Origin of the sequence: Campylobacter sp. MIT 12-5580 (genome assembly GCF_005406235.1) — a bacterium.
Lineage (GTDB): Bacteria > Campylobacterota > Campylobacteria > Campylobacterales > Campylobacteraceae > Campylobacter_D.
This window is the reverse complement of the sequence record NZ_NXLK01000002.1, coordinates 36,738-60,494: the sequence shown is the minus strand read 5'-3', so window position 1 is coordinate 60,494 and position 23,757 is coordinate 36,738. Positions and strand designations below refer to the sequence as shown.

The window sequence follows — 23,757 nt, the reverse complement described above, 5'->3', positions numbered from 1 at the left end:
AAGGCAAATTTAGGATTTTTTAGGGAGCAAGTCGCTGATTTCAAGATCAAATTCTTTAGCGATAAAGATGAAAAACCACCTATTTCTTCCCCTTTTTTCAAGGGGATAAATTTAAAAAAGCCTACTTAAGCTCAACCTTAAGCACTTTATTTTCAAGCATTTTTGGGATATAAAGCGTGTTTTTATCTACAAAAAAGTCTGCTGGTCCTTGCATATAAGGAAGCTCTAGGGTGCTTACCTTGCCTTTGCTTATCTTATAAATCACGCCTTGTAAATTCTCTCCCCATGAACTTACCAAAATATCGCCATTTTCAAGCACAGCCACGCCATCATATGCCCCTTTTGTATCTATCAAGGTTTCAATGTTTTTATTTGTTAAATTTAATCTTATAACCTTGCCTCCGCTAACGCCGTCTGGGTGGTAGCCTGCTATGATAAGGGCATTATTTTTTGTATCTATTGCTAGTCCATTTGCTCCGCCAAACTGACTTAAATCAAGCTTATAAAACTCGCTTATAGTATTGTTTCTAAGGTTGATTCTATGGATTATCCCTGTGCCTGTGTCGCTTACTAGCAAGGTATTTGCATCTAAAACGGCTATATCATTTAAAAAGACAGCTCCATTGATATTTAGCTTTAAAAGCTCTTTTTTGTTTCTTACATCAAAGGCATAAAGCGTGTCAATATCCACCACAAAAAGCCTATTATCAAGCCTTGCCATACCTTTTGGAGCATTGAGCTTTGAAGCAAAACTTTTATCTATAACTTTGGCATTTTTATCAAGTTTGCTGATAAAACCATCACCATCTTTTCCCAAAGGATCAGCCTTTGTGCCTATGTTGCTTACATAGATAAAATCATTATCTACAAATACACTTTCTGGACTTGCAAAACCTTCTAAATCCACATGTTTAAGCTCGCTTGCGAACACCTCATTAGCTAAACTTACAGCCAAAATGGCACTGATGAAAAGCTTTGTTTTCATTTTTTCTCCTTTAAAAATTAAAAATTACAAGGCAAAGTATATGAAAAGTGAAAAATCTTTTGTGTAAGTTTTTTGGAAAAAAATATAAGTTTTTTGATTTTACTAGAAAATGTTTGATTTATGAAAGATTTTATAAAGCATCAGCTCTTTAAAAAGAAGTTTTTTGCAAAGTCTTTTGATACTGCTTTGGGGTTTGATTGAATTGCTCTTTAAAGCGGGCTATAAACCAAGCTGGCGAGCTAAAACCACAATCAGTGCAGATTTCATTTACATTTTTATCAGCATATTGAAGTAAAAATTTAGCCTTTAAAAGTCTTTTTTCATCAAGCCATTTTTTAGGAGAAATTTTAAAATACTGCTTAAACTCACGCGAAAAACTAGCATTATCAAGCCCTGCAAACTCAGCCATATCAGCTACGCTTAAAAACTCACTCTCACAATACGCAAAAAGCTGATCAAGCCTTAAGCGACTTGTGGTAAAGATAGTTTTTAAAAAGCTTAAAAATAAGGAGTTTTTGCTTAAAGCAAGATGTAAAAACAGCTCTTCAAATTTAAGCTCTATCAAAGGATCAAGATGGGCTGAGTTTGGCTCAAAATAAGGCGCAAAAGCCGATATTATCTGGCTTAAGTTCTCATCTTTTAAAGGTGTATTTTGTGTTAAATGCGCCGAAGCCACCCTTTGCATTTGAGTAAAAAATAAGTCCTTGTGCTTAAAGCCAAGCTTTGCTAAAAGGGTGTTGTTAAAAAAGAAAAGATAGGCTTCATAATTTTGCTTAGCTATATTGCTGAGCAAATACGCCCCAGCTGGTAAAAGCAAAGCCTGATTTTCCTTTAAAATCAGCTCTTTTTCATCAAATTCATCTTGAAAATGCACTTTTTTCTCGCCCTCTTTAACAAAAATCAGCACATTTTCTTGCATACAAGTAAAAAGCTTGTGCGAGCTATCACTTTGTTTATAACGCGCAAAGACGCAGCTTGAAACGCTTTTAAGTTCAGTGCTTTGCTTTTTATCTTGAATGCTTTTAAGCTCTTTTGGTAGGTAAAACATTTATTTTATCTTTAGCTTTTTTGCCTTGTTACCAAGCTCAAAAGGAGGAAGTTTTTTGATCTTGTTGCCAACTTTTTTCTCACAAAATAAATTCCCACTTGTTTCTTCATAAATTTTAAGCTTTTCATCGATTTTTTCAAGTATAAACTTAGTTTGAGCCATATCTTTGATGATAAAATCCTTTTGATCCTTAATCATTTGCTTACGCTCTTCAAAGGTGCTATCGCCCTTATAATAAAGCTCTATATAATGCTTAATGCGTTCAATTGGCATCTTAGTAAAGCGAAAATACTCTATCCACTTCACCCACTCAACATCGCTTTTGCTAAAATAACGCACATTGTTTTTATCACGTTCTAAATTTGGAAAAAGCCCCTTTTTGATCCAAAATTTAAGCGTAGTTGAGGGCACGCCTGTTTGTCTTTCAACCTCTATGATAGTATAAGCCATAGTTTTTCTCCTTATTAAGCGTGTGCTTTTTGTTTGGGCTCTTTAAGCTCAAGTTTTTCTTGAGTTTCACTAGTGTAAAAATCCCTTACACTTTGATAATGCTTGTTATTTGGATCGAGCAAATCCTCGCCTGTTAGCTCCATATTTTCATACACAACGATCTTTTTTTCTAGCCTTTGCAAGCCTTTTTGAAGCTTTGCTAGCTGAGAAACAACCTTAGCTCTTTGCTTTGTCAGCAAATTCTTTCTTGCACTTGCAGAAGCTACGCCTTTAGTAGTAAGATAAATATAAGCTTTAATATCCTCTAAACTCATATCCATAGAACGCAAACACTCTATCCACAGCACCCATTCTATATCTTTTTTGGAAAAATACTTCACCCCATTATGATCGCGTTCTACAAAAGGAAAAAGCCCCTTTGTAACCCAAAAACGAAGCGTATAGGGCGTGATACCGGTTTGCTTTGCCACTTGGGCTATGGTATAAGCCATGAGTTCTCCTTAAAAAAATAATGTAAATTATACAAAGAATTTGATAAATAAATACATTTTAAGATCATTTTTTTAGCTGAGCTTACCACCAACTTACCGAGCTTTTGCCTGTATCAAGCTTAGCAATTTGGGCTAAATCTGTGCTATCAAGTTTAAAGTCAAATATATTTATATTTTCTTTAAGACGTTCTATTTTAGAAGTCTTTGGAATGACTATAACTTCTCTTTGCACCAACCATCTTAAAACCACTTGAGCTATGCTTTTGTTGTGTTTTACAGCGATTTGCTTTAGCACTTCATTGTTAAAAATGCCATTTCTTCCAGATACAAAAGGACTCCAAGATTCAAGCTTACAATTGCCATTTTTTTGCATAAGTTCTTGATAGCTTTTGTGTTGTAAAAATACATGAGTTTCCATTTGATTGACAGCTGGGGCTATCTTGCAAGTTTTGATAAAATCAAGATAGGCTTGCTCTCTAAAATTTGAAATCCCAAGAGCCTTGATCCGTCCTTCTTCATAAAACTCCTCCATAGCCTTATACATAGCACTTCTTTGGCTAAAATTGCGGTGCAGCAAAAGCAGATCAAGGTATTCAAGCTTCATATCCTTTAAAGTCTGCTCTATATGCCTTTTAGTGCTTTCATAATCCATACCACTTGAAAGCTTAGTCGTGATAAAAAGCTCATTTCTGCTCACCCCACTTTCACGCAAGCCTTGGGCAAGCTCATTTTCATTGCCATACATTTGCGCTGTATCAAACAAGCGATATCCTAGCTTGGCTGCTTCTCTTGTGATATTGACGCACTCAGCCGCATTAAGCCCATAAGTGCCAAGCCCCAAAAGCGGCATTTTCACGCCATTGTTTAAAATGATCATGTTTGCTCCTTGTGATGAAGTTGTATCTAAGCTTTGAGCCGCAAGCTCGCTTAAAAGCCCACCAAAACCCAAAACTGCCCCAGCCTTAAGGCTAGTTTTTAAAAATGCCCTACGATTGTTTTGCATTTTTACTCCTTTTTGATTTTAAATATTATTGCAAAATTTTTTTAGCCTTATAATTTTTACATTTTTTGCTAAATGATAGATTTTGCATATAAAATTATAAGACATGATACTTGGTATCTGTCAAGGGGATTTTAAAAAATACTCTAATAAATAACGATTTTATAAGTTTGTTTGGGGTATAATTTTGTTTTTTTAGCTTGTTTGAAAATAATTAAATTTTTAGGAATGAAAATGACGCAAGTTGCTCATCTTAGTAAAAATAAAAAAATAAATTGCAATGACTTCCTAACCCCAAAACAAGCAGCTACATTTGCAAGTGAGTATTTGGGTAAAAATGTTACAAGTAATAATATAATCTATCTTTTAAATTATGGAAAAATAGCCAATCATTCTACAAATCCTAAAGAAAATCTCATTGATAAAAACGAGCTAAAAGCTTATTATGATACAAGTATTAAATCAAAGCAGGACTTAGCCCATCCACTCTCATTTGCAAATTTCAAAGAGGCACAGACAACAAAACATATTCATCGTTTGCACCCATACAAGGGCAAATTTATACCTCAACTTGTGGAATATTTTCTAGATTCTCATGCTGATTTTTTAAAAGAAGATGTATTTTTTCATAAAAACGATATAGTGCTAGATCCATTTTGCGGTAGTGGGACAACATTATGCGTAGCAAATGAACTTGGTATGCATGCTATTGGTGTTGATATTTCACATTTTAATACCTTGCTTTCAAATGCAAAAATTAAAAATTATGATTTGCAAGCTTTAGCTACTCAAATAAATACATTAATAAAAATTTTAGAAAATCATATATCACAAACTAAAATTATCGAATTTGAAAATACCTTAAACACTGAACTAAGCCTATTTAATCAAAAATATTTTCCAAATAAGGATTTTAAAAGAGCAGTAGCTTTGAAAAATATAGATGAAAAAACATATTCAGCCCAAAAACTGCAAGAATTTTTGCCTATATATGAAAATTTAATCAAACAATTTGATATTAATATACACACAAATACAGAGGGAAATTTTTTTGAAAAATGGTATTTTGATTCTATAAAACAAGAAATTTTATTGCTTAAGAATGAGATATTAAAGGCTGATAAAGATATACAGGATATTTTAATGATTATCTTAAGTCGCACAGCTCGTTCTTGTAGGGCGACTACACATTCTGACTTAGCCACTCTCACCCAACCGATCAATAAAGCTTATTATTGCAGCAAACATGGCAGAATCTGCAAACCATTGTTTAGTGTTATCAAGTGGTTTAAAAGTTATTCTAATGATACTCTAAAAAGACTTAAGGAATTTAATGCGCTTAAAACAAATACTTTTCAAATATGCCTAAATGGAGATTCTACAAATATAAATTTAAAAGAAAATTTACAAGATGGCAATTTTCAATCTTTACTCGAAAAGCAAAAAATTGCTGGAATCTTTAGCTCTCCGCCTTATGTTGGGCTTATTGATTATCACGAACAGCACGCTTATGCCTATGATATTTTTGATTTAAAACGAAAAGATGAATATGAAATAGGCAGCTTAAGTGAAGGACAAAGCAAAAATGCACAAGAAAAATATGTTAATAAGATAGCAGATGTTTTACTAAATGCAAAACCATTTTTAAAGCAAGATTATAATATATTTTTAGTAGCAAATGATAAATTTAATCTCTATGAAAAAATCGCAAAAAAGGCTAACATGCAAATCATAAAACGCTATGATAGAGCAGTAATTAACCGCAGCGAAAAAGATAAAAATAAATACAGCGAAAGTATTTTTCATTTAAAGGAGTTAAAGTGATACAGACTAGAATTAATAAATATATGAGAGCTTATTGTGCAGAATTATATGACAATAAAAATTTATCGGATAGCCAACAGTTTGAAATATTCTCCACTTGTATGATTGCCATATCAAACGCAATCCATTGCGATAAAGACACTTTAAAGCAAATTTGGTTAGATGATAATCTGCCGGGAATAGATGGATTTTTCATATTGGTAGATAATGCTATTTATTCTATAAAAAATTATATGCAATTATTTGACAATGAAAAACAATTTAAAGATGTAGAATTCTTTATAATTGAAGCAAAAAATTCATCAAGTGTTGATAATGGTAGTTTACAAAAATCGTATTACACAATTAAAGAACTTATAAAATGTAGGGGAGAACATACAAATAAAAAAATATTGGAAATATATAATTGTATTGATTATTTTGATACCGCAGATAGTAAAAACAATAAAAGTATGAAAATTAATTTTTATTTTTGTACTCAAAAAGATGAGAAGGATACTATATCACTAAGAAGTAATTGGCAAGATATAATTAATTTGCAAGAAGATGAAATTAAACAATATATGGAAATAGAGACATCCATAATAGGGAGTGAATTCTTAAGAAAAAGCTATGAAAGCACTAAAGATGGTATAAAGATGGTTATACCAAAAGAACAATTAATATTTATGGATAATTCTATACAATCTTGTGTAGGATATATCAATATTAGTCAAATAATGGAAGTGATATCTTTTGACAATAATAGCAAAAAGACATTAAAAAGTGGTATATTTGACGATAACATAAGACTTTTTTTAGGTAAAACGTCTATCAATGAAAACATACAAGAAACCGCGAAAATTAAAAGTGATAAATTCCATATTTACAATAATGGAATTACTATACTAACATCAAAAATTAACTGTGGTCTTAAAGGTTATGAATTTGATTCTATTAAAATAATTAATGGTTGCCAAACAATTAGCTCGCTTTTTGAATTATACAAAGAGCAAGTAAATATTGAAAAATTACAAAATGCTTTGTTATTTGTAAAGATAATTGAAGTAGCAGATGAAGAAGAGATAGAATCCATTGCAATGGCTTCAAATAGTCAGAACCAAATAGATAGTTATCAATTATTATCAAATAAAGAATTTTTCAAAAACTTAGAAGATATGTTCAACTTGAATCAAAATATGAATATATATTACAAACGTAGAGTTGGGGAAAAAGATAAAAGTGACTATATTAATGTTGATTTACCATATATCCTGAGAGCATTAATGTCTACGTTATTTCAAATTCCACATCGTGCTTCTGGATATTTTGATGTAACAATGAACAAATATTTAGAAAGTTTAAATAAACTTGATCAAAATTCTTATTGTAAATTATTTTTTATTTGCACTTGCTTATTTGCAAAAATTGAATCAAAACTACGACAAAATAAAAAACAAGGAGATAAAAAACATTTACTAAAACACCATATAGCATATGTTGTTTTTGAAATAATCTCATTAGATAAAAATTTTAAAAAACCAAAAAAGATAGGGGATATGCCAACCATCAATAATGAATATGTAGAAGTCTTCTATGGTATCTTATTTAAGCTACTTAATGAAGAAAATCAATTTAATAATATTATTGATAAGATAGCAGAAAAACTTTATACAAGCGGTTATTCCAATATTGAAAGCAATGCAAAAACACTATATTCGCCAATCACAAAAGTAATTAAAGATTTTGATAATTTTATAACAATAATAAAAGATGAAATAAAACAATGATAAAACAAAAAATCAAAGATAGGCTAAAACTTGCATTGAGACAAAAATTTGAAAGTTATAATCCAGAAACTTCATTTATGCCTTTTCATACAAGACTTTTAGGTAAGGATAGAATGGCATTATATAGTTTTATACAAATTTTGGCACGAGTATTTTTGAACCAATTGCCGAAGAACTAGCATTTAACAAATTTGATGAGATAAAAAGACAAAGTAATGCTGGAGATACAATAACAAAACAGGCTGAAAGAGTAATACAAGACATTATGAATTCTTTAGAAAGTGGGGCTAGCAAACCAGATAAAAGTAAAGAAATTGCTAGAATTTTAGAGGTGGCAAGAAGTGGTGAAACAAGCAAAATAAAGCCCACAAAAGTAGACTTATTTTTACGCAAAGACAATAATGTATATTTGATTGACATAAAAACAGCTAAGCCAAATAAGGGAGGATTTAAAGAGTTTAAACGCACGCTTTTAACTTGGATAGCAAGTTATGCTTATGCAAATGATAATGTTAGTATCCATAGTCTTATTGCCATACCTTACAATCCTTACGAGCCAAAACCTTATGAAAGGTGGACGATGGCTGGCATGCTTGATTTAGAACAAGAATTAAAAGTTGCAGATGAATTCTGGAATTTTTTAAGTCAAGATGAAAGCTATCATATGCTTTTGAGAGCTTTTGAGGAAGTTGGTATAGAGATGAGAGATGAAATAGATTTATATTTTAAGAACTTTAAAATATAAATTCAATATTTCAAAGTCAAAAAATATCTGAAAAACTACTCAAAAAACAAGGAGCTAGACTCAACCCAACTCCTTCTCATACTTTTTCCCAAGATACCAGCCAAGTATGCTCCATTGAAGGCTTATTCCAGCTCCTGCAAGAAGTACAGCTGGAATACCGATTGTAGCTATAGCTCCTTCAACTTGTGCGCTTATGGCGTCTCCTCCTCTATATACTACTGTATCAAGGAAGTTTTTGACCTTGTATTTTGACTCTGAATCAAGTGGCACAAAGAGCATTTCTCTGCCTGGACGTATGAGAGCGTATTCGCCTATCCTGCGTATGGACATTACAACTACTATCGGTAAGAAGGCTGGGTGAGTAAAGGCTAGCACTACAAAGCCAATGGCGATGATTAGTCCAAGGCTTGAAAGTAGCCATTTTAGCCCTATGAGTTTGACTATCCTTGAAGTGAGGAAAAACTGGATAAAAAAGCTTGCACTTTGCACGATTAAGTCTATATTTGCAAAGGCTGCAGCTCTTGCTTCTCTATAACCCTCACTTGAACGCGGAAAAAGCTCTTCTATGATCCTGCCTTGTTCGACATATAAAAAGGTGCTTACACTTGTTAAAAGCAAGATAAAACCTACAAATGCCATTAAATAAGGGCTTTTGATGATAAGCTCAAAGCCTACAAAGGGATTTTTTGAGCCTATTGGCTTAGAAAAGCGTTCTTTTAAGGCTTGTAAGGGATTGCTTTTATCATCGCTTTTTCCTAAAAGCTTAAAGCTTTCTTGGACGATAAGGTATTTAAGAAGGATAGCAAGGGCTAAAAATACTACAGAAATGAGTATGAAATTTTGCGTCTGCAAAACTCCTTTAAGAAAGCTCACTAAAGACGCGCCCAAAATCCCGCCCAAGCTCACTCCAGCGATGATTATGCCAAAAAGACGTTGCGATCTTTCTTTGCTATACACATCTACAAGCAAGCTCCACGCACTTGAGATGATAAAAATATTAAACACGCTCACCCAAATATAAAAAGTTCGGCTAAGATAGACAAAATACTCACTTTCAGGAGCAATGTTAAGCATAGCCACAAAAAAACAAAGTAAATTCAGCGTAAAAAAGCCAAAAATACAATCTATATAAAGCCTGCGTTTGACAAAACCGCTCAACCACATAGCTAGCACAGAACAAAGCAAGGTTGCTATAAAGGTGCCTAAAAAAAGCCATTTTAGCTCCTCGCTTCCTCCTTGCAATCCCAAAGCGTCTCTAATGGGGCGTAAAATCCCATAACTTGCAAAGAGTAAAAACATAAACAAAAATGAATACAAAAGCAAGAAAAACTCGCCCTTTTGTAAATTTAAAATCCTATATAAAAAGTTTTGTATTAGCATTTTCTTTTATCCTTATTTATTTTTATGTAATTATAAAACCAAACACCTAGTGTCTGTCAAGGCTAAAGTTCAAAAATTTACGATTTTTTGATATTTTTTATTATTTTTCTTGCATTAGGGCTTGATTTTTATCTTAAAGCTTTATAATATCGTATTCTTTGCTATTAAACCACTTTATTCTTTCAACATCTTGAGGATCATAAAACAAACTTTTCCCCTTATCAAGCTTAGCAATCGCTGTTTTATCACTCTCATCAAGCTTAAAGTCAAATATACTGATATTTTCTATCATTCTTTCTTTTCTCGTCGTTTTTGGCATAACGATGATGTCTTGCTCTATAAGCCATCTTAACACCACTTGAGCTACGCTTTTATTATATTTTTTAGCAATTCTTGCTAGTTCTTTATTATCAAGCACACCCTCGCGTCCTCTTCCAAAACTCGACCAAGAAACAAGCTTTACGCCGTATTCTTCACCTGCTTTCTGTAAGGCTGTGCGTTGATATAAGGGGTGAAACTCAGCTTGATTAATAGCTGGTTTTATCTCGTTATTAATACAAAAATCCACAAGGCGATCTGCTGTAAAGTTGCATACTCCAAGAGCTTTTATCCTGCCTTCTTTTTGTAATCTACTCATTATCCTCCACGCTGCATAAGTGTCATTTACAGGCCAGTGCAACAAAAATAAATCCACATAATCAGTTTGCAATCTTTTTAAAGAATCCTCAAAAGCCCTTAGCGTATCTTTTTCATTTGCAAAGCGTGGTAAAAGCTTTGTTGTGATGAAAATTTCCTCTCTTTTTACCCCACTTGCCTTAATCCCAGCTCCTAAGCCTTCTTCGCTACCATATCTTTGTGCTGTATCAAAATGTCTATAACCCACTTCTAAAGCAGACTCCACGCTAGTTTGCACTTCTTTTAAATCTTTCATATTAAAGGTGCCAAAACCCACCATAGGCATTTTAACGCCATTATTTAGTGTGACAAAAGGCACAGCACTGCCTAAATTTGAAGCTTCTACAGAGTCTGCGCCAAAAAGCGAGTGAGCCGAGCCTAACACACCAAGTGTTGCTACGCCAAGTTTGGCTGAGTTTTTTAAAAACTCTCTTCTTTCGTTGTTTAAAATAGTTTTATTTTGTGAGTTCATACTCTTTTCCTTTATTTTAAGTAAATTTTTCTTTTTTATTTTTCATCAAAATAAAAAAGAAATTATAAATGATGAGAGCGGCTCTCAGTCAAGAGCAAATTTAAAAAATTTGTAAATTTTTTAAATTAAACCAAGCTTTTCACAAAGTTTTTTTATGTCAAGCTTGGCTTTGAATTTATAGGCTATTAAGCCATTTTACTCGCTCTACATCTTGTTGATTAAATGACAAACTTACGCCCTTATCAAGCTTTGCTATAGCTGTTTTATCATTTTCATCAAGCTTAAAGTCAAATATGTTGATATTTTCTAGCATTCTTTCTTTTCGTGTTGTTTTTGGAATGACGATAATATCACGCTCAATTAGCCACCTTAAAATCACTTGAGCCACGCTTTTGTTGTGTTTTTTAGCGATACTCATTAACACAGGATTATCAAGCACTCCGCTTCGCCCTTGTCCAAAGCTAGCCCAAGATTCTAACTTTACATTATATTCTTGCATGACTTTTTGCAAATTGGCTCTTTGATATAAAGGATTGCATTCAACTTGATTTATCGCAGGTTTTATTTCGTTATTTAAGCAAAAATCCACGATTCTATCAGGCAGGAAATTACAAACTCCAATAGCTTTAATCCTGCCTTCTTTATGTAATTTACTCATCACACGCCACGCTCCATAAGTATCATTTAGTGGCCAGTGCAATAAAAATAAATCCACATAATCAGTTTGCAAGTTCTTCAAAGAGCCTTCAAATGCTTTTAAAGCATCTTTTTCATTTGTAAGGCTTGGGCGAAGTTTAGTTGTGATAAAAATTTCCTCTCTTTTTATCCCACTTGATTTAATCCCAGCTCCCACGCCCTCTTCTGTGCCATATCTTTGGGCTGTGTCAATGAGTCTGTATCCCACCTCTAAGGCTGATTCTATGGCGTTTTGCACTTCTTTTGTATTTCCCATATTGAGCGTTCCAATGCCTAGCATAGGCATTTTTACGCCATTATTTAGGGTGCTAAATTGCATTTTTACTCCTTGTGAATTTGTCGTATTAGCACTTAGGCTTCCTAAAACTCCACTAAGCCCCAAAACTACCCCAGCTTTTAGGCTTGTTTTAAGAAATTCTCTTCTATCATTTGTTGTATTTTGCATTATTGCTCCTTTTATCGTAATTCAATAAGTCTTTTTACTCGTTGTGGATCTTGCTGATTTCCTAAGCCGCTTACACCTTTTTCAAGCTTTGCAATTTGGGCTTTATCGCTCTCATCTAAGCTAAAATCAAATACATTTAGATTCTCTATCATACGCTCTTTTTTAGTTGATTTTGGAATCACAACTATATCGCGTTCAATTAGCCAATTTAGCACAACTTGAGCTATGCTTTTATTATGTTTTTTAGCAATTTTTGCTAGCTCATTGTTATCAAGCACACCGCTTCTGCCTTGCCCAAAGCTAGCCCAAGATTGCATTGCAACATTATATTCTTGCATGACTTTTTGCAAATTGGCTCTTTGATATAAAGGATTGCATTCTACTTGATTTATCGCTGGTTTTATCTCATTATTTATACAAAAATCCACGATTCTATCAGGCAGGAAATTACTTACACCAATAGCTTTTATTTTGCCCTCTTTATATAATTTACTCATCGCTCGCCACGCTCCATAAATATCACCAACAGGCCAATGGATAAGATATAAATCTAAATAATCAAGCCTTAATCTTTTAAGTGAAGCTTCAAAGGCTTTTAATGCCACATTTTCATTCATATTGCTTACCCAAATTTTACTTGTGATAAAAAGTTCCTCTCTTTTTATCCCACTAGCAATTATAGCCTCGCCAATGGCTTCTTCATTTTTGTAAAACTCAGCCGTATCAATACTACGGTAACCTACACTTAACGCGTCCTCAACACATCTTCTTGTTGTTTTAGCGTCTAAATTATAAGTGCCATAGCCTAGCATAGGCATTTTAACGCCATTATTTAAAGTGATGAAGTTCATTTATCTCCTTTTTATTTTAAATTCAAGCTTTCCAGCCATTTTCTTATACTTGCTCTACTTTCGCCAAAATGAAAGCATTTGCCATATTTGAAAATAGCATCTGGCACGATTTTTTCCATATCACGATAAGCATTGCTTAAATCACTGCCCCCACTCGTGCAAAATAGCACGATGGTTTTATCAGTAAAATCATAACTTTCTAAAAAAGTATAGATGATGTGTGGAGCTGTATACCACCAGATAGGAAAGCCTATAAATATCACTTCATAGCTTGATATATCAATGCTTTGAGCGATCTTTGGGCGTGAGTTTTTATCCTTAGCTTCTAAGCTTGTGCGACTATTTTCATCGCTCCAATCTAAATCCGCCCTGCTATAAGGTTCTTGAGGGCTTATCTCAAAAATATCAGCAGCTGTGATACTTGCGATATTTTGAGCGATTTCTTTAGTGATCCCACTTACACTAAAAAATGCAACCAAAATTTTCATTTTGCTCCTTTATTTACTTTGTCAAATGCTTTTTTTGCATTTGTAAATAAAATTTTATGAGCTGACACCAAGTGTCTGTCAAGAGTAAAATTAAAAAAATTGCAAATTTTTTTTAAAATTTTTTCATAGAGTTCAAAAGAGTTTTTACGAATTTAAAATTTTTACTTTTATATTAACTATATATTTAATTTCTATGTAATAAAATTTCACCCTCACGACACAAAAAACAATAAGGAGCAATTATGCCAAATCATCTTAAAAACACAGCAATAATGCTTTGCGTAATGCTTGCGTTTGCAGGTTGTCATAACATTCAAGGAGAAAATATGAAAAATTCAAAAGTTGAATACATAAAACTAGAAGGCAAAATAGGTGAAATGCAAAATCACCACGGCTACAATGGAGCTGTTATCATTAACGATTCTATCGTTAAAATTTCAGGACAAGGTGGCTGGGACAGGGATTTTAACTTTCCACATAAAGACTTAAAAGATGAGATTAATCAAGCTTTTGAAAATGTAGCTTTTGCTTTAGAATCAGCTGGGAGTGATTGGAGCAAGGTTTATAGCGTAACGACATATTTTACAGGCAAAATCACAGAAGAAATCAATCAAACAATGTCACAGCAGTTTAAATCAAGATGCCAAAATTTACCACTTTGGACTAGCGTGCAAGTAGCAGGACTAGGCGATCCTAGAATGCGTGTTGAAGTTGTTGTTGAAGCATATAAATAAATTTTTAACTTTGCCTTAGATTTTTAAGGCAAAGTTTAGTCTAGTTTTACTTTCCAACCCTTGCTTCAAGCTCTGGTGGATAGCGTTTTTGCTTGATAGTGATTTGACTTAGCTTTTCATTTATCGCTTTTAAATCCGCCTTGCTTAGCTCAAGTTTTAACGCTTCTAGGTTTTGCTTTAAACGAGTCAAGCTTGTAGTCCCAAATATAGGCACTATAAAATCTTTTTGATACAACAACCATGCAAGAGCTAAATTTGCCGCATTTGTATTTTTTGTACGGGCAAAGTCATTTAAAAACTCGCTTAGAATTTGATTTTCTTTTAAAGCTTCTTTTGTAAAACGCGGTAAAATTGAGCGAAAATCCCCATTTTCAAAGCTTGATTTTTCATTCATTGAGCCTGTTAAAAAGCCCTTGCCAAGTGGAGAAAAAGCAACAAAAGCGACATTTAGACTTTCTAAAAGCGGTAAAATTTCATTTTCCGGCTCTTTAAACCACATAGAATACTCACTTTGCAAAGCCGCTAGTGGCAAAATTTCATGGGCTTTTTGTATGGTTTTTGCCCCAGCTTCACTTAAGCCCCAAGCCCTGATTTTACCTTCCTTAATAAGCTCTTTCATCACGCCAGCTACTTCTTCTATAGGCACATTTGTATCAACTCTGTGCTGATAATACAGATCAATACAATCAGTTTTTAAACGCCTCAAAGAACCTTCAATAGCCTTTCTTATCGTGCTTGGCTTTGAGTCTTGATACTGCTTGTTATCTTGAGTATAAATGCCAAATTTGCTTGCGATAACAAGTTTATCACGAATGCCTTGAAAAGCCTCGCCTAAAAGCTCTTCATTGCCTGTATAAGCTTCAGCTGTATCAAAAAAACTCACCCCAAGTTCATAAGCCTCACGCAAAAGCTTTATCATCTCATCTTTATCTTTTGCCTTGCCATAGGCAAAACTCATACCCATACACCCAAGCCCCAAAGCACTTACACTTATGCCACTTGAGCCTAAAATTCTTTGTGCTAGCATTTTCACTCCTTTTTACAATTTTTCTTTATGTCGCTCATTGAACCCACTATTTAAAAAGCTCATTTAGGTATTTTACCATCGCTGGATCAGCGTGGTTGAAAAAGAGGCTCTCGCCTTTTTCAAGTTTTGCAATCTGCACCTTGTCATCAGAATCTAACTCAAAATCAAACACATTGAAATTCTCTATCATGCGCTCTTTTCTCGTCGTTTTTGGGATAACGATAATACCACGCCCAATAAGCCAATTTAAAATCACTTGCGCCACACTTTTATTATGTTTTTGAGCGATTTTTAGTAAAGTGGGATTTTTAAACATATTTTGCTTACCCTCACCAAAGCTCGCCCATGATTCTACCGCTACGCCATATTCGCCCATTAGTTTTTGAAAATCTACTCTTTGGTGAAATGGATTGCATTCGATTTGATTTACCGCGGGCTTTATTTCATTATTCATACAAAAATCCACGAGGCGATCAGGCAAGAAGTTACTTACGCCAATTGCCTTTATCCTGCCCTCTTTATAGAGCTTACTCATCGCCCGCCACGCGCCATAGACATCATTGACAGGTTGATGGATAAGATAAAGATCCAAATAATCAAGCCCAAGCTTTTTCATCGAAGTTTCAAACGCCTTGAGTGCGTCTTTTTCATTGGCATGGCTTACCCAAAGCTTTGTAGTGATAAAAAGCTCTTCTCGTTTTACCCCACTTACTTTAAAAGCAGCTCCTAAAGCTTCTTCATTAAAATAAGCCTGAGCCGTATCAAAGCTACGATACCCCACATTTAAAGCGTCCTCAACACAACGCTGAGCTTCTTTTAAATCTGTGATTTGAAAAGTCCCATAGCCTAGTATAGGCATTTTTACGCCATTGTTTAAGGTGATATATTTCATTTTTTCTCCTTTATTTTTAAAATCTTATAAAATTATATAGCCTTACACCTAGTGTTTGTCAAGGCTAAATTTGAAAAAAATTGTAAATTTTTTAAATTTACTCTTGACTGAGAGCGGCTCTCATCATTTATAATTTCTTTAAGTTTTTTATTTTGATCTTTTTGATAAGAAATAAAAAGCATAATTTTATTTTAAAGAAAGGAAAAAGTATGAATTCGCAAAACGAATTAAGCAAGGATAGAAGAGAGTTTTTGAAAAACTCAGCTAAACTTGGTATAGCTACGCTTGGTGTGTTGGGAGCATCTAGCTCGCTTTTTGGCGCAGACTCTGCAAAAGCTTCAAATTTAGGCAGTGCTGTGCCAACTGTTACTTTAAATAATGGCGTTAAAATGCCTATGCTAGGCTTTGGAGTCTTAAGGCTTGGTGATCAAAAACAAACTCAAATGGCGGTTGAATCTGCCCTTGAGCTTGGTTACCGCCTTTTTGATACAGCCCAAAGTTATGGCAATGAAGAAGGCGTGGGGTATGCTTTAAAAGCTACTGGGGTAAAAAGAGAAGAGCTTTTCATCACGGTTAAGCTTTTTAAAGCCTTTGCTACTGAGGCTTTAGCTGGTAAAGCTTATGAGGATAGCTTAAAACGTTTAAATATAGACTATGCTGATTTGTATCTCATTCATCAACCTGTAAATGATACTTATGGCGCTTATAGGGCGATGAGTAAGCTTTATAAAGAAAAAAGAGTAAGAGCTATAGGGGTGAGTAATTTTGATCCAGCTCGCATTATGGATTTTGTGCAAAATCAAGAAATCAAACCAGCCGTAAATCAAGTCGAATGCAACCCACTTTTCCAAAACTACGCTACTCAAGAGATACTCAAAGAGCTTGGAATTCAAATGGAAGCGTGGAGTCCGCTCGCACAAGGCAAAAACAATATCTTGCAAAATCCAGTCCTAGCGCGTATAGGCAAAAAATACGGCAAAAGCCCAGCCCAAGTTATCTTAAGATGGATTCACCAAAGAGGTATAGTCGCAGTTGTGAAAAGTGGTAATGCAAATCGCCAAAGAGAAAATCTTAATATTTTTGATTTTAATCTTAGCACACAAGATATAAATGATATTGCCAAACTCGACACAGGCAAAAGAGGACTTGATCACCAAGACCCAGCCCGTATTAAGTGGCTTAATGAAAGGGAGATGATTAAAGCACAAAGGATATAATCTCATTTAACAAGGACAATCAAAGCAATTTTTACACTTTCTTGTTTTGTGTAAGCAAGAAACATTTTTAAACTCCTTTAAGACAAGGGCAAAATCTGCTCTTGTCGCTCTTAAAATTATGCTATAATCAAATTTCAAGCACGCCAAAATCACAAAATTTAATTTTCAAGTAAGGAAAAAAATGCAAACAAAGCCTAAAATAGCTATCTTAGCTACAGGAGGAACGATCGCTGGGGCTATTGATAATGCAGTAGCAACCACAGGCTATACAGCCGGTGTTATAGGAGTTGAAGCTCTTATTAAAGCAGTGCCAGAGCTTGCGAGCTTAGCTGATATTTCAAGTTATCAAATCGCAAATATTAATAGCTGTGATATGAATGATACCATTTGGCTTGCACTTTCTCATAAGATCAATGAGCTTTTTTTAAGTGATATTGACGCTGTGGTGATTACTCATGGCACTGATACTATGGAGGAAACAGCGTATTTTTTAAGCCTTGTGATAAAAAGCGATAAACCGGTGGTTTTAGTAGGAGCCATGCGTCCTTCAACAGCTATAAGTGCAGATGGTCCTAAAAATCTTTACAATGCCATAGCCCTAGCAGCTGATAAAAATGCTAAAGGCAAAGGCGTAATGGTAGCCATGAATGATAAAATTCAAAGTGCAAGAGGAGTGGTAAAAACGCATACTTTAAATATAGATGCTTTTTCTTCGCCAGATTTTGGGGATTTGGGGTATATAGTAGATGGTAAGGCAACTTTTTATAATAATACCACTAAAGCACATGGCAAAAATACCCCTTTTGATGTCAGCAAGTTTTCAAGCTTACCAAAAGTAGATATACTTTATACTTATTCAAATGATAGTAACGCAGTTGCTGCTAAAGCTTTATTTGAAAATGGCACAAAGGCTTTAATTATCGCTGGAAGTGGGGCTGGCAATATACACGAAAATCACAAAAACACACTCAAAGAACTACTCAAGCAAGGACTTATCATAGCCATAAGCTCACGAGTAGGAGCTGGCTTTGTGGTATTAAGCAAAGAAGATGAGGACTTAGGCTTTATCAACGCACAGGATTTAAATCCCCAAAAAGCAAGAGTGCTTTTAATGCTTGCTTTAACAAAAACAAAAGATACGAAAAAAATTCAAGAGTATTTTTTAAAATACTAATTTAAGTTTTAAGCTCGTGTTTGAGCTTGCAAGAGTTTAAACCGATATAATTAAGTTGAAACTATGCTTTGTTTTAAGTCTATTTATAGAAAAAACTTTTCAATTCAAGGCTTTAAAACAAAGCCAAATAAATTTTGATGAAAATGCTAAAGTTTATTTTTCTTTTCTTGCAAGCTTTTTCTTTGCGCTTGCGTGATCTTTTAAGCTTTGATAATCCCTTTCTTCTTGATAATAATTTCTAAGCCTCTCATCTTGTCCTAAAGTAAGCTTATCTTGCTCTTCTTTTGCTAATACTTCTTCATAAAAACTGATCTTTTTTTGCACGACTTTTAAGGCTTTTGTGTAGCTCTCAAGCGTGGATAATATCTCTTTTTCTTGCTCCTTAATCATCTTAAGTCTTGCTGGTATGCTTTTATCGCCTAATTTACAAAGCTCTACAAACTCACTAATTTTAGCTATACTCATACCCGTTTCACGCATACACTGAGCTAAGGCTACCCATTGTAAATCCCTTTGAGAAAAATACCGCACATTATTTTCATCTCTTTGAATGTGAGAAAACAAGCCCCTTTTAGCCCAGTATCTAATGGTATGAGCACTTACTCCTGTAAGTTTTTCTACTTCTTTGATGGTATAAGCCATAAATTTCCTTTTTTTGAAATTATTAAAATGAATGAATAAGGCTTTATTCTTTGCCGTCAAGCACTGGCACAAAAAGGCACTCTTCTAATACTTCTTTGCGAATTTCGCCGTCTTTTTTATAAAATCTTGTGATGAATTGTTTGTTATTTATAAGCATAGGTGCAACAAGCATACCTCCATCCTTGAGTTGCTCAAAAATCGCATCTGGAATGCTTTGTGCGTAAGCTGAAAAAAGTATGCGATCATAAGGTGCGTAGCGACTCCAGCCAGCTTGTCCGTCCGCGTGCAAGACAAGTATATTGTGTAATTCAAGCGTGTTAAAGGTTTTTTTGGCACTTTCTACGAGATTTTCTATACGTTCTACACTAAAAACACGGCGCACGATCTTGCTTAAAATCGCCGCTTGATACCCAGAGCCACAACCTATCTCAAGCACATTATCAACATCTTTAAGCTCAAGAGCCATAGTCATCTTAGCCACGGTTAAAGGCGAGCTTATCCATTGATTGCCTATCATTGGCAGGGCATTGAGGCTGTAAGCATGGGCTTTTAAAGGCGAGAAAAGCTCTCTTGGCACGGAACAAAAGGCGTTAAATAAGGCTTCGTTGATAAAAGTTTTTTCAGCGATTTCTTCTGCCATGCTTTTGCAACGTTTTTGTTCGAAAAATGTCATTTTCTTTTCCTTGTTTGCAATAACTCATCTTTTAATTTACTCAGTTTTAATGAAAGTAAGAGTTTAAATTTGCTTGAATTTTCAAATTTCGTAATTTTGTCATTAAAGTGCAAAAGAGCTTCTTGACTAAATTGAGCGATTTCGTGTAAGCTTTTTTTCTTATATACGAGCTTGCCTTTTTGAAAGATAGGTATTTGTAAGGCTTGTATTGTGGTATTTGCTTTTGTGTTTACAAGTTCATCTTCAAGATAGAGTTTATCATAAAGAGCTTTGTGCGAGCTTTTATCATAAAAGCGGTAAAGCTTTTTAGGAGCTGGATTTGTGATCTTTTCGCTGTTTTCGCTGATCTTGATTTTTGGTGTGATCTGCCGTGTTTTTTGAGTGGCAACAAGCTTATATACACAGCCTAAAACAGGTTCGCTTTGAGCAGTGATGAGCTTTTCACCCACTCCAAAGGCATCTATTTTTGCTCCTTTTTCAAGCAAGTTTTTGATCTTGTATTCATCTAAACTACCGCTAACAAGGATTTTGCAGTGATTTAAACCTGCTTCATCAAGCATAAGCCTTGCTTTTTGGCTTAATTTGCATAAATCCCCAGAATCAAGCCTTATGCCTAAATTCGCATTTTTATCCCCTTTGAATACCGCTTTAAAGGCTTTTATAGCATTTTTGATCCCTTGAATACTCTCATAAGTATCCACCAAAAGCACAGCATTTTGCGGATATAGCTCGCAGTATCGCTTAAATGCTTCATACTCATCTTCAAACATTTGTACCCAAGAATGAGCCATAGTTCCAGCTACAGGTATGTTATAAAGCTTTCCTGCAAGCGTGCAAGCAGTAGCTTTACATCCTCCTATAAACGCTGCTCTTGCCCCGCTAAGTGCTGCGTCAATGCCTTGAGCGCGTCTTGAGCCAAATTCCAAAACAGCCCTACCATTAGCCGCTCTTACAACTCTACTTGCTTTTGTAGCAATGAGGCTTTGGTGATTTAGTGTTAAAAGTATGAAAGTTTCTAAAAGTTGAGCTTCACAAGCTCTAGCTTTGACACTTAAAATTGGCTCATAAGGAAAAGCGATCTGTCCTTCTTCAAGGGCGTTAATATCTCCACTAAAGCGAAATTTTTTCAAAAAGCTTAAAAAGGCTTCATCGAAGAGTTTTTGTTCTCTTAAGAAGTTGATATCCTCTTCATCAAAATGTAAATTTTGTATATAAGTGATGATTTGCTCTAAACCAGCGACTATAACAAAACCGCCTTTATCTGGAACTTTGCGGAAAAAGACATCAAAATAACAAATCGTATCCGCATCAGCACTCTTAAAATAGCCATTACTCATAGTAAATTCATAAAAATCACAAAGCAAGGCTAGATTGATCTTGTTTTCTTTCAAAATTTATCCCTTAAAAAGCACAAATTAAGCTTAAAAATCATCAAAACTAATGCTACCTTTAGAATAATTTGTAACCTTGCCTTCAAAGAAATTCGCTCTTTGATCGTTAAATTTAGAAAAGTCATCAACCCATTTTATAGGGTGTTTAGCATTATAAATTCGATCTAAGTTAATCGCAACAAGTCTTTGATCGATGAGATAGTGAATGTATTCTTCTATAATATCATCTGTAAAGCCCATGATTTGATTTTGTGTAATGTATTTACCCCATTTGATCTCAAGCTCACCGGCTTTTTTAAACATATCATAAATTTTATCCACATTTTCTTTGTTAAAAAGATCAGGACGTTCGGCTCGTGTTGAGTTAATCATATTTTGAAATAAAAGCAAATGCGTAATCTCATCTCTTTGGATAAAGCGTATCATTTGTGCAGAACCTAGCATCTTGCCAGCTCTAGCTAGAGCGTAGATTGCTGTAAAACCGCTGTAAAAATACACACCTTCTAAAATTTGATTTGCCACCATAGCAAGCAAAAGTTTATTATCATCAACATCACCAGCTAGCTCCTCATAAATCGAGCTTATGAAGTCGTTTTTTTCTCTTAAAGTCTCATCGTGCTTTTCCATTTCATAAATCAAGTCAGTGTTTTCACAAATGGCTTCAACCATTACAGCATAGGACTTTGAATGATTAGCTTCTTCATAAGCTTGACGCGTTAAGATAGCGTTGATTTCTGGGGCTGTGATGTATGGGTTGATATTATCAGCAAGATTGTTTGCTTGAAAGCTATCCATTGAGATGAGCTGGCTCCAGACAAGATCATACATTCTTTTTTCAGCTGCTGTAAGATTGCAACGATAATCAAGTGCGTCTCTTGTGGTATCAACTTCTTTTGGAAACCAAGTGTTTGCTTCCATTAAATCCCAAAGTTTTAACGCCCAAGTGTATTTTGCTTTGGTGAAATTTAAAATTCCGTGCGGGTTGCCATCAAACACCTTTCTTTCGGTGAGGGTTTCGGTGGAGTTTGGATTGTAGATTTTCTTTCTTTTCATTATAAAGCCTTTCTAAATTTTGCTGACTATACAGCTTCGAGTGAGTATATCATGAAGCATAAAGCCGTCTTTTCTAAAAAAACTCATCACTAAGCCAAAAAGAAAAGCACTGCCAAACAAAAACACGATATACCTTAGCATAATCCTTAAAAAACCGAGTTTATTGCCTTTTTTAGAATCAATCAAATAAAGCTCATACGCCCTTAAACCCGGACTTTGAGCCTTAAAACTTAAAAACAAAGCCTGAATAAGCCCAAAAAACAAAGAACATAAAAAAATAACAAGGTGATTTTCTAAAAACGCCTGTTTTGAGCCTAAAGCAAAATAACAAATATATAAAATCGGCGTATAAATCAAAAAAATATCAACCAAAAATGCCTTAAAACGCATAAATCTTGAGGCTATCTTTGCTTTTGCTTTCATTTTTTCTTTGTATCAAACCCCTTCTATCAAGTTTTGACTTAGTTTCCGCGACTTCCGGGCTTAATGGCAGTGCTTCCTTGCTTACACAAAGGACAATTAGCCGCCTCATAGACTTCAAATTCAAAATTTCCTAAGGTAAAAAGTGGCAAATTTTCTGGAAGTTTTGCATTGTCTTTTCTTGTAGAGTTTGTAAGATTTTTAACCTTACAAATTCCACGATTTGCTAAGGCTGCAAAACCTGCAACTTCTCCGCCTAAACTTTGTATGATATTTGCACTTTCTAAAGCTGATCCACCTGTTGTGATAATATCTTCACAAATGATGAATTTTTCGCCTTTTTTAACCTCAAAGCCTCTTCTTAAAGTCATCACAGAATTAACTCTTTCTGTGAAAATAAAACGTTTTTTACACGCCCTTGCAAGCTCATAGCCGGCTAAAATTCCACCAAGCGCAGGCGAGCAAATACTATCAAATTCAAGTCCATGTTCTTCTATAATCGCGGCTAATTCTTCACAAAGTTTGTTTGCAAGTAAAGGATTTTCAAGCACTTTTGCACTTTGTAGATAAAAGCCTGAGTGTTTGCCAGAGCTTAGTAAAAAATGCCCTTCTAAAAATGCTCCACAATCTTTATAAATTTGTTCTAAATTCATACTTTTAAAAGTTCGCTTTCTTTGTTTTTTACGCTTTCATCGATTTTTGCGCTATAGCTATCAGTGAGTTTTTGCACCTCATCATAAGCTTTTTTTGCTTCATCTTCACTTATAGTTTTGTCTTTTTCAAGCTTTTTTACGCTATCATTGGCTTCTTTTCTGACATTACGCACTGAAACCTTAGCTTTTTCGCCCATAGCCTTAGCTTGTTTGACATTTTCTTCTCTTTGCTCTCTTGTCATCGGTGGAAAAAAAAGCTTTACACTTTCGCCATCATTGTTTGGATTGACACCTATATTTGCTGCTGCTATGGCACTTTCTATACCTTTAAGCATAGGTTTTTCCCAAGGCGTGATTGTGATGGTTGAAGCATCGCTTGCAAGCACTGTAGCAACTTGATTTAAAGGTGTAGCCGAGCCGTAATAATCCACGTTGATATGATCTAAAATGTGTATATTTACCTTGCCTGTGCGTAGAGTGGTAAAGTCTTTTTTAAGGGCTTCTAAAGCCTTTTCGCAGTGGGTTTTTTGTTTTTGATAAATTTCATTAAGCATGATCATTC

The 23,757-nt window shown here is 34.4% G+C and carries 25 protein-coding genes and 1 pseudogene; 7 read left to right on the top strand and 19 right to left on the bottom strand.

Annotation, left to right across the window (positions count from 1 at the left end):
- Window positions 1-121: 121 nt before the first annotated feature.
- The 5 genes from CQA38_RS02205 to CQA38_RS02185 all read right to left on the bottom strand — a co-directional run bounded on the left by CQA38_RS02205 (window position 122) and on the right by CQA38_RS02185 (window position 3,977).
- Window positions 122-985, bottom strand: a complete 864-nt coding sequence (locus CQA38_RS02205) for an ATP-binding protein (protein ID WP_137632369.1) — start codon at window positions 983-985, stop codon at window positions 122-124.
- A 148-nt stretch (window positions 986-1,133) separates the two neighbouring features.
- A complete protein-coding gene (locus tag CQA38_RS02200; protein ID WP_137632368.1) occupies window positions 1,134-2,033 on the bottom strand; it encodes an AraC family transcriptional regulator in 900 nt (299 codons plus the stop codon).
- Window positions 2,034-2,483: a MerR family transcriptional regulator gene (locus tag CQA38_RS02195; protein WP_137632367.1), complete on the bottom strand. Its 450-nt coding sequence runs from the start codon at window positions 2,481-2,483 to the stop codon at window positions 2,034-2,036.
- A gap of 14 nt (window positions 2,484-2,497) precedes the next feature.
- Window positions 2,498-2,974, bottom strand: a complete 477-nt coding sequence (locus CQA38_RS02190) for a MerR family transcriptional regulator (RefSeq protein ID WP_137632366.1) — start codon at window positions 2,972-2,974, stop codon at window positions 2,498-2,500.
- 82 nt (window positions 2,975-3,056) lie between these two features.
- On the bottom strand, window positions 3,057-3,977 hold the full coding sequence (locus CQA38_RS02185) for an aldo/keto reductase (RefSeq protein WP_212741807.1): 921 nt from the start codon (window positions 3,975-3,977) through the stop codon (window positions 3,057-3,059).
- Between the two features lie 225 nt (window positions 3,978-4,202).
- On the opposite strand from CQA38_RS02185, the gene CQA38_RS02180 reads away from it, so the two are divergent.
- From CQA38_RS02180 to CQA38_RS02170, 4 genes are read left to right on the top strand one after another with little or no spacing between them, the layout of a single operon-like run.
- Window positions 4,203-5,798 (top strand): DNA methyltransferase, encoded by a 1,596-nt coding sequence (locus CQA38_RS02180; RefSeq protein ID WP_249355151.1) that lies wholly within the window; start codon window positions 4,203-4,205, stop codon window positions 5,796-5,798.
- On the top strand, window positions 5,795-7,567 hold the full coding sequence (locus CQA38_RS02175) for an AIPR family protein (protein WP_137632365.1): 1,773 nt from the start codon (window positions 5,795-5,797) through the stop codon (window positions 7,565-7,567). The genes CQA38_RS02180 and CQA38_RS02175 overlap by 4 nt, the downstream gene beginning before the upstream one ends.
- Complete coding sequence (locus tag CQA38_RS09445) at window positions 7,564-7,746, top strand: TdeIII family type II restriction endonuclease (RefSeq protein WP_212741806.1); 183 nt, start codon at window positions 7,564-7,566, stop codon at window positions 7,744-7,746. The genes CQA38_RS02175 and CQA38_RS09445 overlap by 4 nt, the downstream gene beginning before the upstream one ends.
- Window positions 7,719-8,312: a TdeIII family type II restriction endonuclease gene (locus CQA38_RS02170; protein WP_212741811.1), complete on the top strand. Its 594-nt coding sequence runs from the start codon at window positions 7,719-7,721 to the stop codon at window positions 8,310-8,312. The genes CQA38_RS09445 and CQA38_RS02170 overlap by 28 nt, the downstream gene beginning before the upstream one ends.
- Before the next feature lie 60 nt (window positions 8,313-8,372).
- Here CQA38_RS02170 and CQA38_RS02165 read toward each other — a convergent pair whose 3' ends face one another.
- From CQA38_RS02165 to CQA38_RS02145, 5 genes are all read right to left on the bottom strand, one after another.
- On the bottom strand, window positions 8,373-9,692 hold the full coding sequence (locus tag CQA38_RS02165) for an MFS transporter (protein ID WP_137632364.1): 1,320 nt from the start codon (window positions 9,690-9,692) through the stop codon (window positions 8,373-8,375).
- Window positions 9,693-9,825: 133 nt separating this feature from the next.
- The gene (locus CQA38_RS02160) at window positions 9,826-10,839 is read right to left on the bottom strand and encodes an aldo/keto reductase (protein ID WP_249355149.1); all 1,014 of its coding nucleotides are present in this window, start codon (window positions 10,837-10,839) and stop codon (window positions 9,826-9,828) included.
- 175 nt (window positions 10,840-11,014) lie between these two features.
- Complete coding sequence (locus tag CQA38_RS02155) at window positions 11,015-11,980, bottom strand: aldo/keto reductase (protein WP_249355145.1); 966 nt, start codon at window positions 11,978-11,980, stop codon at window positions 11,015-11,017.
- An 11-nt stretch (window positions 11,981-11,991) separates the two neighbouring features.
- Window positions 11,992-12,831: an aldo/keto reductase gene (locus tag CQA38_RS02150; RefSeq protein WP_137632363.1), complete on the bottom strand. Its 840-nt coding sequence runs from the start codon at window positions 12,829-12,831 to the stop codon at window positions 11,992-11,994.
- Between the two features lie 11 nt (window positions 12,832-12,842).
- On the bottom strand, window positions 12,843-13,319 hold the full coding sequence (locus CQA38_RS02145) for a flavodoxin (RefSeq protein WP_137632362.1): 477 nt from the start codon (window positions 13,317-13,319) through the stop codon (window positions 12,843-12,845).
- Between the two features lie 242 nt (window positions 13,320-13,561).
- Between CQA38_RS02145 and CQA38_RS02140 the strand changes: the two genes are divergently transcribed.
- Window positions 13,562-14,053, top strand: coding sequence for a Rid family hydrolase (locus tag CQA38_RS02140; RefSeq protein ID WP_137632361.1), 492 nt, complete (start codon window positions 13,562-13,564; stop codon window positions 14,051-14,053).
- A gap of 46 nt (window positions 14,054-14,099) precedes the next feature.
- On the opposite strand, the gene CQA38_RS02135 is transcribed toward CQA38_RS02140, so the two are convergent.
- Window positions 14,100-15,080: an aldo/keto reductase gene (locus CQA38_RS02135; protein ID WP_137632360.1), complete on the bottom strand. Its 981-nt coding sequence runs from the start codon at window positions 15,078-15,080 to the stop codon at window positions 14,100-14,102.
- Window positions 15,081-15,126: 46 nt separating this feature from the next.
- Window positions 15,127-15,972, bottom strand: a complete 846-nt coding sequence (locus CQA38_RS02130) for an aldo/keto reductase (RefSeq protein ID WP_137632359.1) — start codon at window positions 15,970-15,972, stop codon at window positions 15,127-15,129.
- A gap of 209 nt (window positions 15,973-16,181) precedes the next feature.
- Here CQA38_RS02130 and CQA38_RS02125 point away from each other — a divergent pair, with 209 nt between their 5' ends.
- Window positions 16,182-17,189 carry an aldo/keto reductase gene (locus tag CQA38_RS02125; RefSeq protein WP_212741805.1) on the top strand — a complete coding sequence of 336 codons (1,008 nt, stop codon included), beginning with the start codon at window positions 16,182-16,184 and terminating at the stop codon, window positions 17,187-17,189.
- Window positions 17,190-17,334: 145 nt separating this feature from the next.
- Window positions 17,335-18,363: pseudogene (locus tag CQA38_RS02120) on the top strand (type II asparaginase); the annotation flags it as partial.
- A 153-nt stretch (window positions 18,364-18,516) separates the two neighbouring features.
- Here the strand turns inward: CQA38_RS02120 and CQA38_RS02115 are convergent.
- The 7 genes from CQA38_RS02115 to frr all read right to left on the bottom strand — a co-directional run bounded on the left by CQA38_RS02115 (window position 18,517) and on the right by frr (window position 23,755).
- Window positions 18,517-19,005, bottom strand: coding sequence for a MerR family transcriptional regulator (locus CQA38_RS02115; RefSeq protein WP_137632357.1), 489 nt, complete (start codon window positions 19,003-19,005; stop codon window positions 18,517-18,519).
- Between the two features lie 43 nt (window positions 19,006-19,048).
- On the bottom strand, window positions 19,049-19,678 hold the full coding sequence (locus CQA38_RS02110; RefSeq protein WP_137632356.1) for a protein-L-isoaspartate(D-aspartate) O-methyltransferase: 630 nt from the start codon (window positions 19,676-19,678) through the stop codon (window positions 19,049-19,051).
- Window positions 19,675-21,015, bottom strand: a complete 1,341-nt coding sequence (locus CQA38_RS02105; protein WP_349290123.1) for a nicotinate phosphoribosyltransferase — start codon at window positions 21,013-21,015, stop codon at window positions 19,675-19,677. The genes CQA38_RS02110 and CQA38_RS02105 overlap by 4 nt, the downstream gene beginning before the upstream one ends.
- Before the next feature lie 84 nt (window positions 21,016-21,099).
- Complete coding sequence (locus CQA38_RS02100) at window positions 21,100-22,122, bottom strand: ribonucleotide-diphosphate reductase subunit beta (RefSeq protein ID WP_137632354.1); 1,023 nt, start codon at window positions 22,120-22,122, stop codon at window positions 21,100-21,102.
- A 12-nt stretch (window positions 22,123-22,134) separates the two neighbouring features.
- A complete protein-coding gene (locus tag CQA38_RS02095) occupies window positions 22,135-22,545 on the bottom strand; it encodes an RDD family protein (protein WP_137632353.1) in 411 nt (136 codons plus the stop codon).
- A 38-nt stretch (window positions 22,546-22,583) separates the two neighbouring features.
- Complete coding sequence (gene pyrE / locus CQA38_RS02090; RefSeq protein ID WP_137632352.1) at window positions 22,584-23,195, bottom strand: orotate phosphoribosyltransferase; 612 nt, start codon at window positions 23,193-23,195, stop codon at window positions 22,584-22,586.
- Window positions 23,192-23,755 carry a ribosome recycling factor gene (frr, locus tag CQA38_RS02085; RefSeq protein ID WP_137632351.1) on the bottom strand — a complete coding sequence of 188 codons (564 nt, stop codon included), beginning with the start codon at window positions 23,753-23,755 and terminating at the stop codon, window positions 23,192-23,194. Before frr ends, pyrE begins: the two co-directional genes overlap by 4 nt.
- Between the last annotated feature and the right edge of the window lie 2 nt (window positions 23,756-23,757).

Bases quoted from the DNA above. Each gene is read 5' to 3' on its own strand.
- CQA38_RS02205 (WP_137632369.1), bottom strand. From the start codon at position 985: ATGAAAACAAAGCTTTTCATCAGTGCCATTTTGGCTGTAAGTTTAGCT.
- CQA38_RS02200 (WP_137632368.1), bottom strand. From the start codon at position 2,033: ATGTTTTACCTACCAAAAGAGCTTAAAAGCATTCAAGATAAAAAGCAA.
- CQA38_RS02195 (WP_137632367.1), bottom strand. From the start codon at position 2,483: ATGGCTTATACTATCATAGAGGTTGAAAGACAAACAGGCGTGCCCTCA.
- CQA38_RS02190 (WP_137632366.1), bottom strand. From the start codon at position 2,974: ATGGCTTATACCATAGCCCAAGTGGCAAAGCAAACCGGTATCACGCCC.
- CQA38_RS02185 (WP_212741807.1), bottom strand. From the start codon at position 3,977: ATGCAAAACAATCGTAGGGCATTTTTAAAAACTAGCCTTAAGGCTGGG.
- CQA38_RS02180 (WP_249355151.1), top strand. From the start codon at position 4,203: ATGAAAATGACGCAAGTTGCTCATCTTAGTAAAAATAAAAAAATAAAT.
- CQA38_RS09445 (WP_212741806.1), top strand. From the start codon at position 7,564: ATGATAAAACAAAAAATCAAAGATAGGCTAAAACTTGCATTGAGACAA.
- CQA38_RS02165 (WP_137632364.1), bottom strand. From the start codon at position 9,692: ATGCTAATACAAAACTTTTTATATAGGATTTTAAATTTACAAAAGGGC.
- CQA38_RS02160 (WP_249355149.1), bottom strand. From the start codon at position 10,839: ATGAACTCACAAAATAAAACTATTTTAAACAACGAAAGAAGAGAGTTT.
- CQA38_RS02155 (WP_249355145.1), bottom strand. From the start codon at position 11,980: ATGCAAAATACAACAAATGATAGAAGAGAATTTCTTAAAACAAGCCTA.
- CQA38_RS02150 (WP_137632363.1), bottom strand. From the start codon at position 12,831: ATGAACTTCATCACTTTAAATAATGGCGTTAAAATGCCTATGCTAGGC.
- CQA38_RS02145 (WP_137632362.1), bottom strand. From the start codon at position 13,319: ATGAAAATTTTGGTTGCATTTTTTAGTGTAAGTGGGATCACTAAAGAA.
- CQA38_RS02140 (WP_137632361.1), top strand. From the start codon at position 13,562: ATGCCAAATCATCTTAAAAACACAGCAATAATGCTTTGCGTAATGCTT.
- CQA38_RS02135 (WP_137632360.1), bottom strand. From the start codon at position 15,080: ATGCTAGCACAAAGAATTTTAGGCTCAAGTGGCATAAGTGTAAGTGCT.
- CQA38_RS02130 (WP_137632359.1), bottom strand. From the start codon at position 15,972: ATGAAATATATCACCTTAAACAATGGCGTAAAAATGCCTATACTAGGC.
- CQA38_RS02125 (WP_212741805.1), top strand. From the start codon at position 16,182: ATGAATTCGCAAAACGAATTAAGCAAGGATAGAAGAGAGTTTTTGAAA.
- CQA38_RS02115 (WP_137632357.1), bottom strand. From the start codon at position 19,005: ATGGCTTATACCATCAAAGAAGTAGAAAAACTTACAGGAGTAAGTGCT.
- CQA38_RS02110 (WP_137632356.1), bottom strand. From the start codon at position 19,678: ATGACATTTTTCGAACAAAAACGTTGCAAAAGCATGGCAGAAGAAATC.
- CQA38_RS02105 (WP_349290123.1), bottom strand. From the start codon at position 21,015: ATGAGTAATGGCTATTTTAAGAGTGCTGATGCGGATACGATTTGTTAT.
- CQA38_RS02100 (WP_137632354.1), bottom strand. From the start codon at position 22,122: ATGAAAAGAAAGAAAATCTACAATCCAAACTCCACCGAAACCCTCACC.
- CQA38_RS02095 (WP_137632353.1), bottom strand. From the start codon at position 22,545: ATGAAAGCAAAAGCAAAGATAGCCTCAAGATTTATGCGTTTTAAGGCA.
- pyrE (WP_137632352.1), bottom strand. From the start codon at position 23,195: ATGAATTTAGAACAAATTTATAAAGATTGTGGAGCATTTTTAGAAGGG.
- frr (WP_137632351.1), bottom strand. From the start codon at position 23,755: ATGATCATGCTTAATGAAATTTATCAAAAACAAAAAACCCACTGCGAA.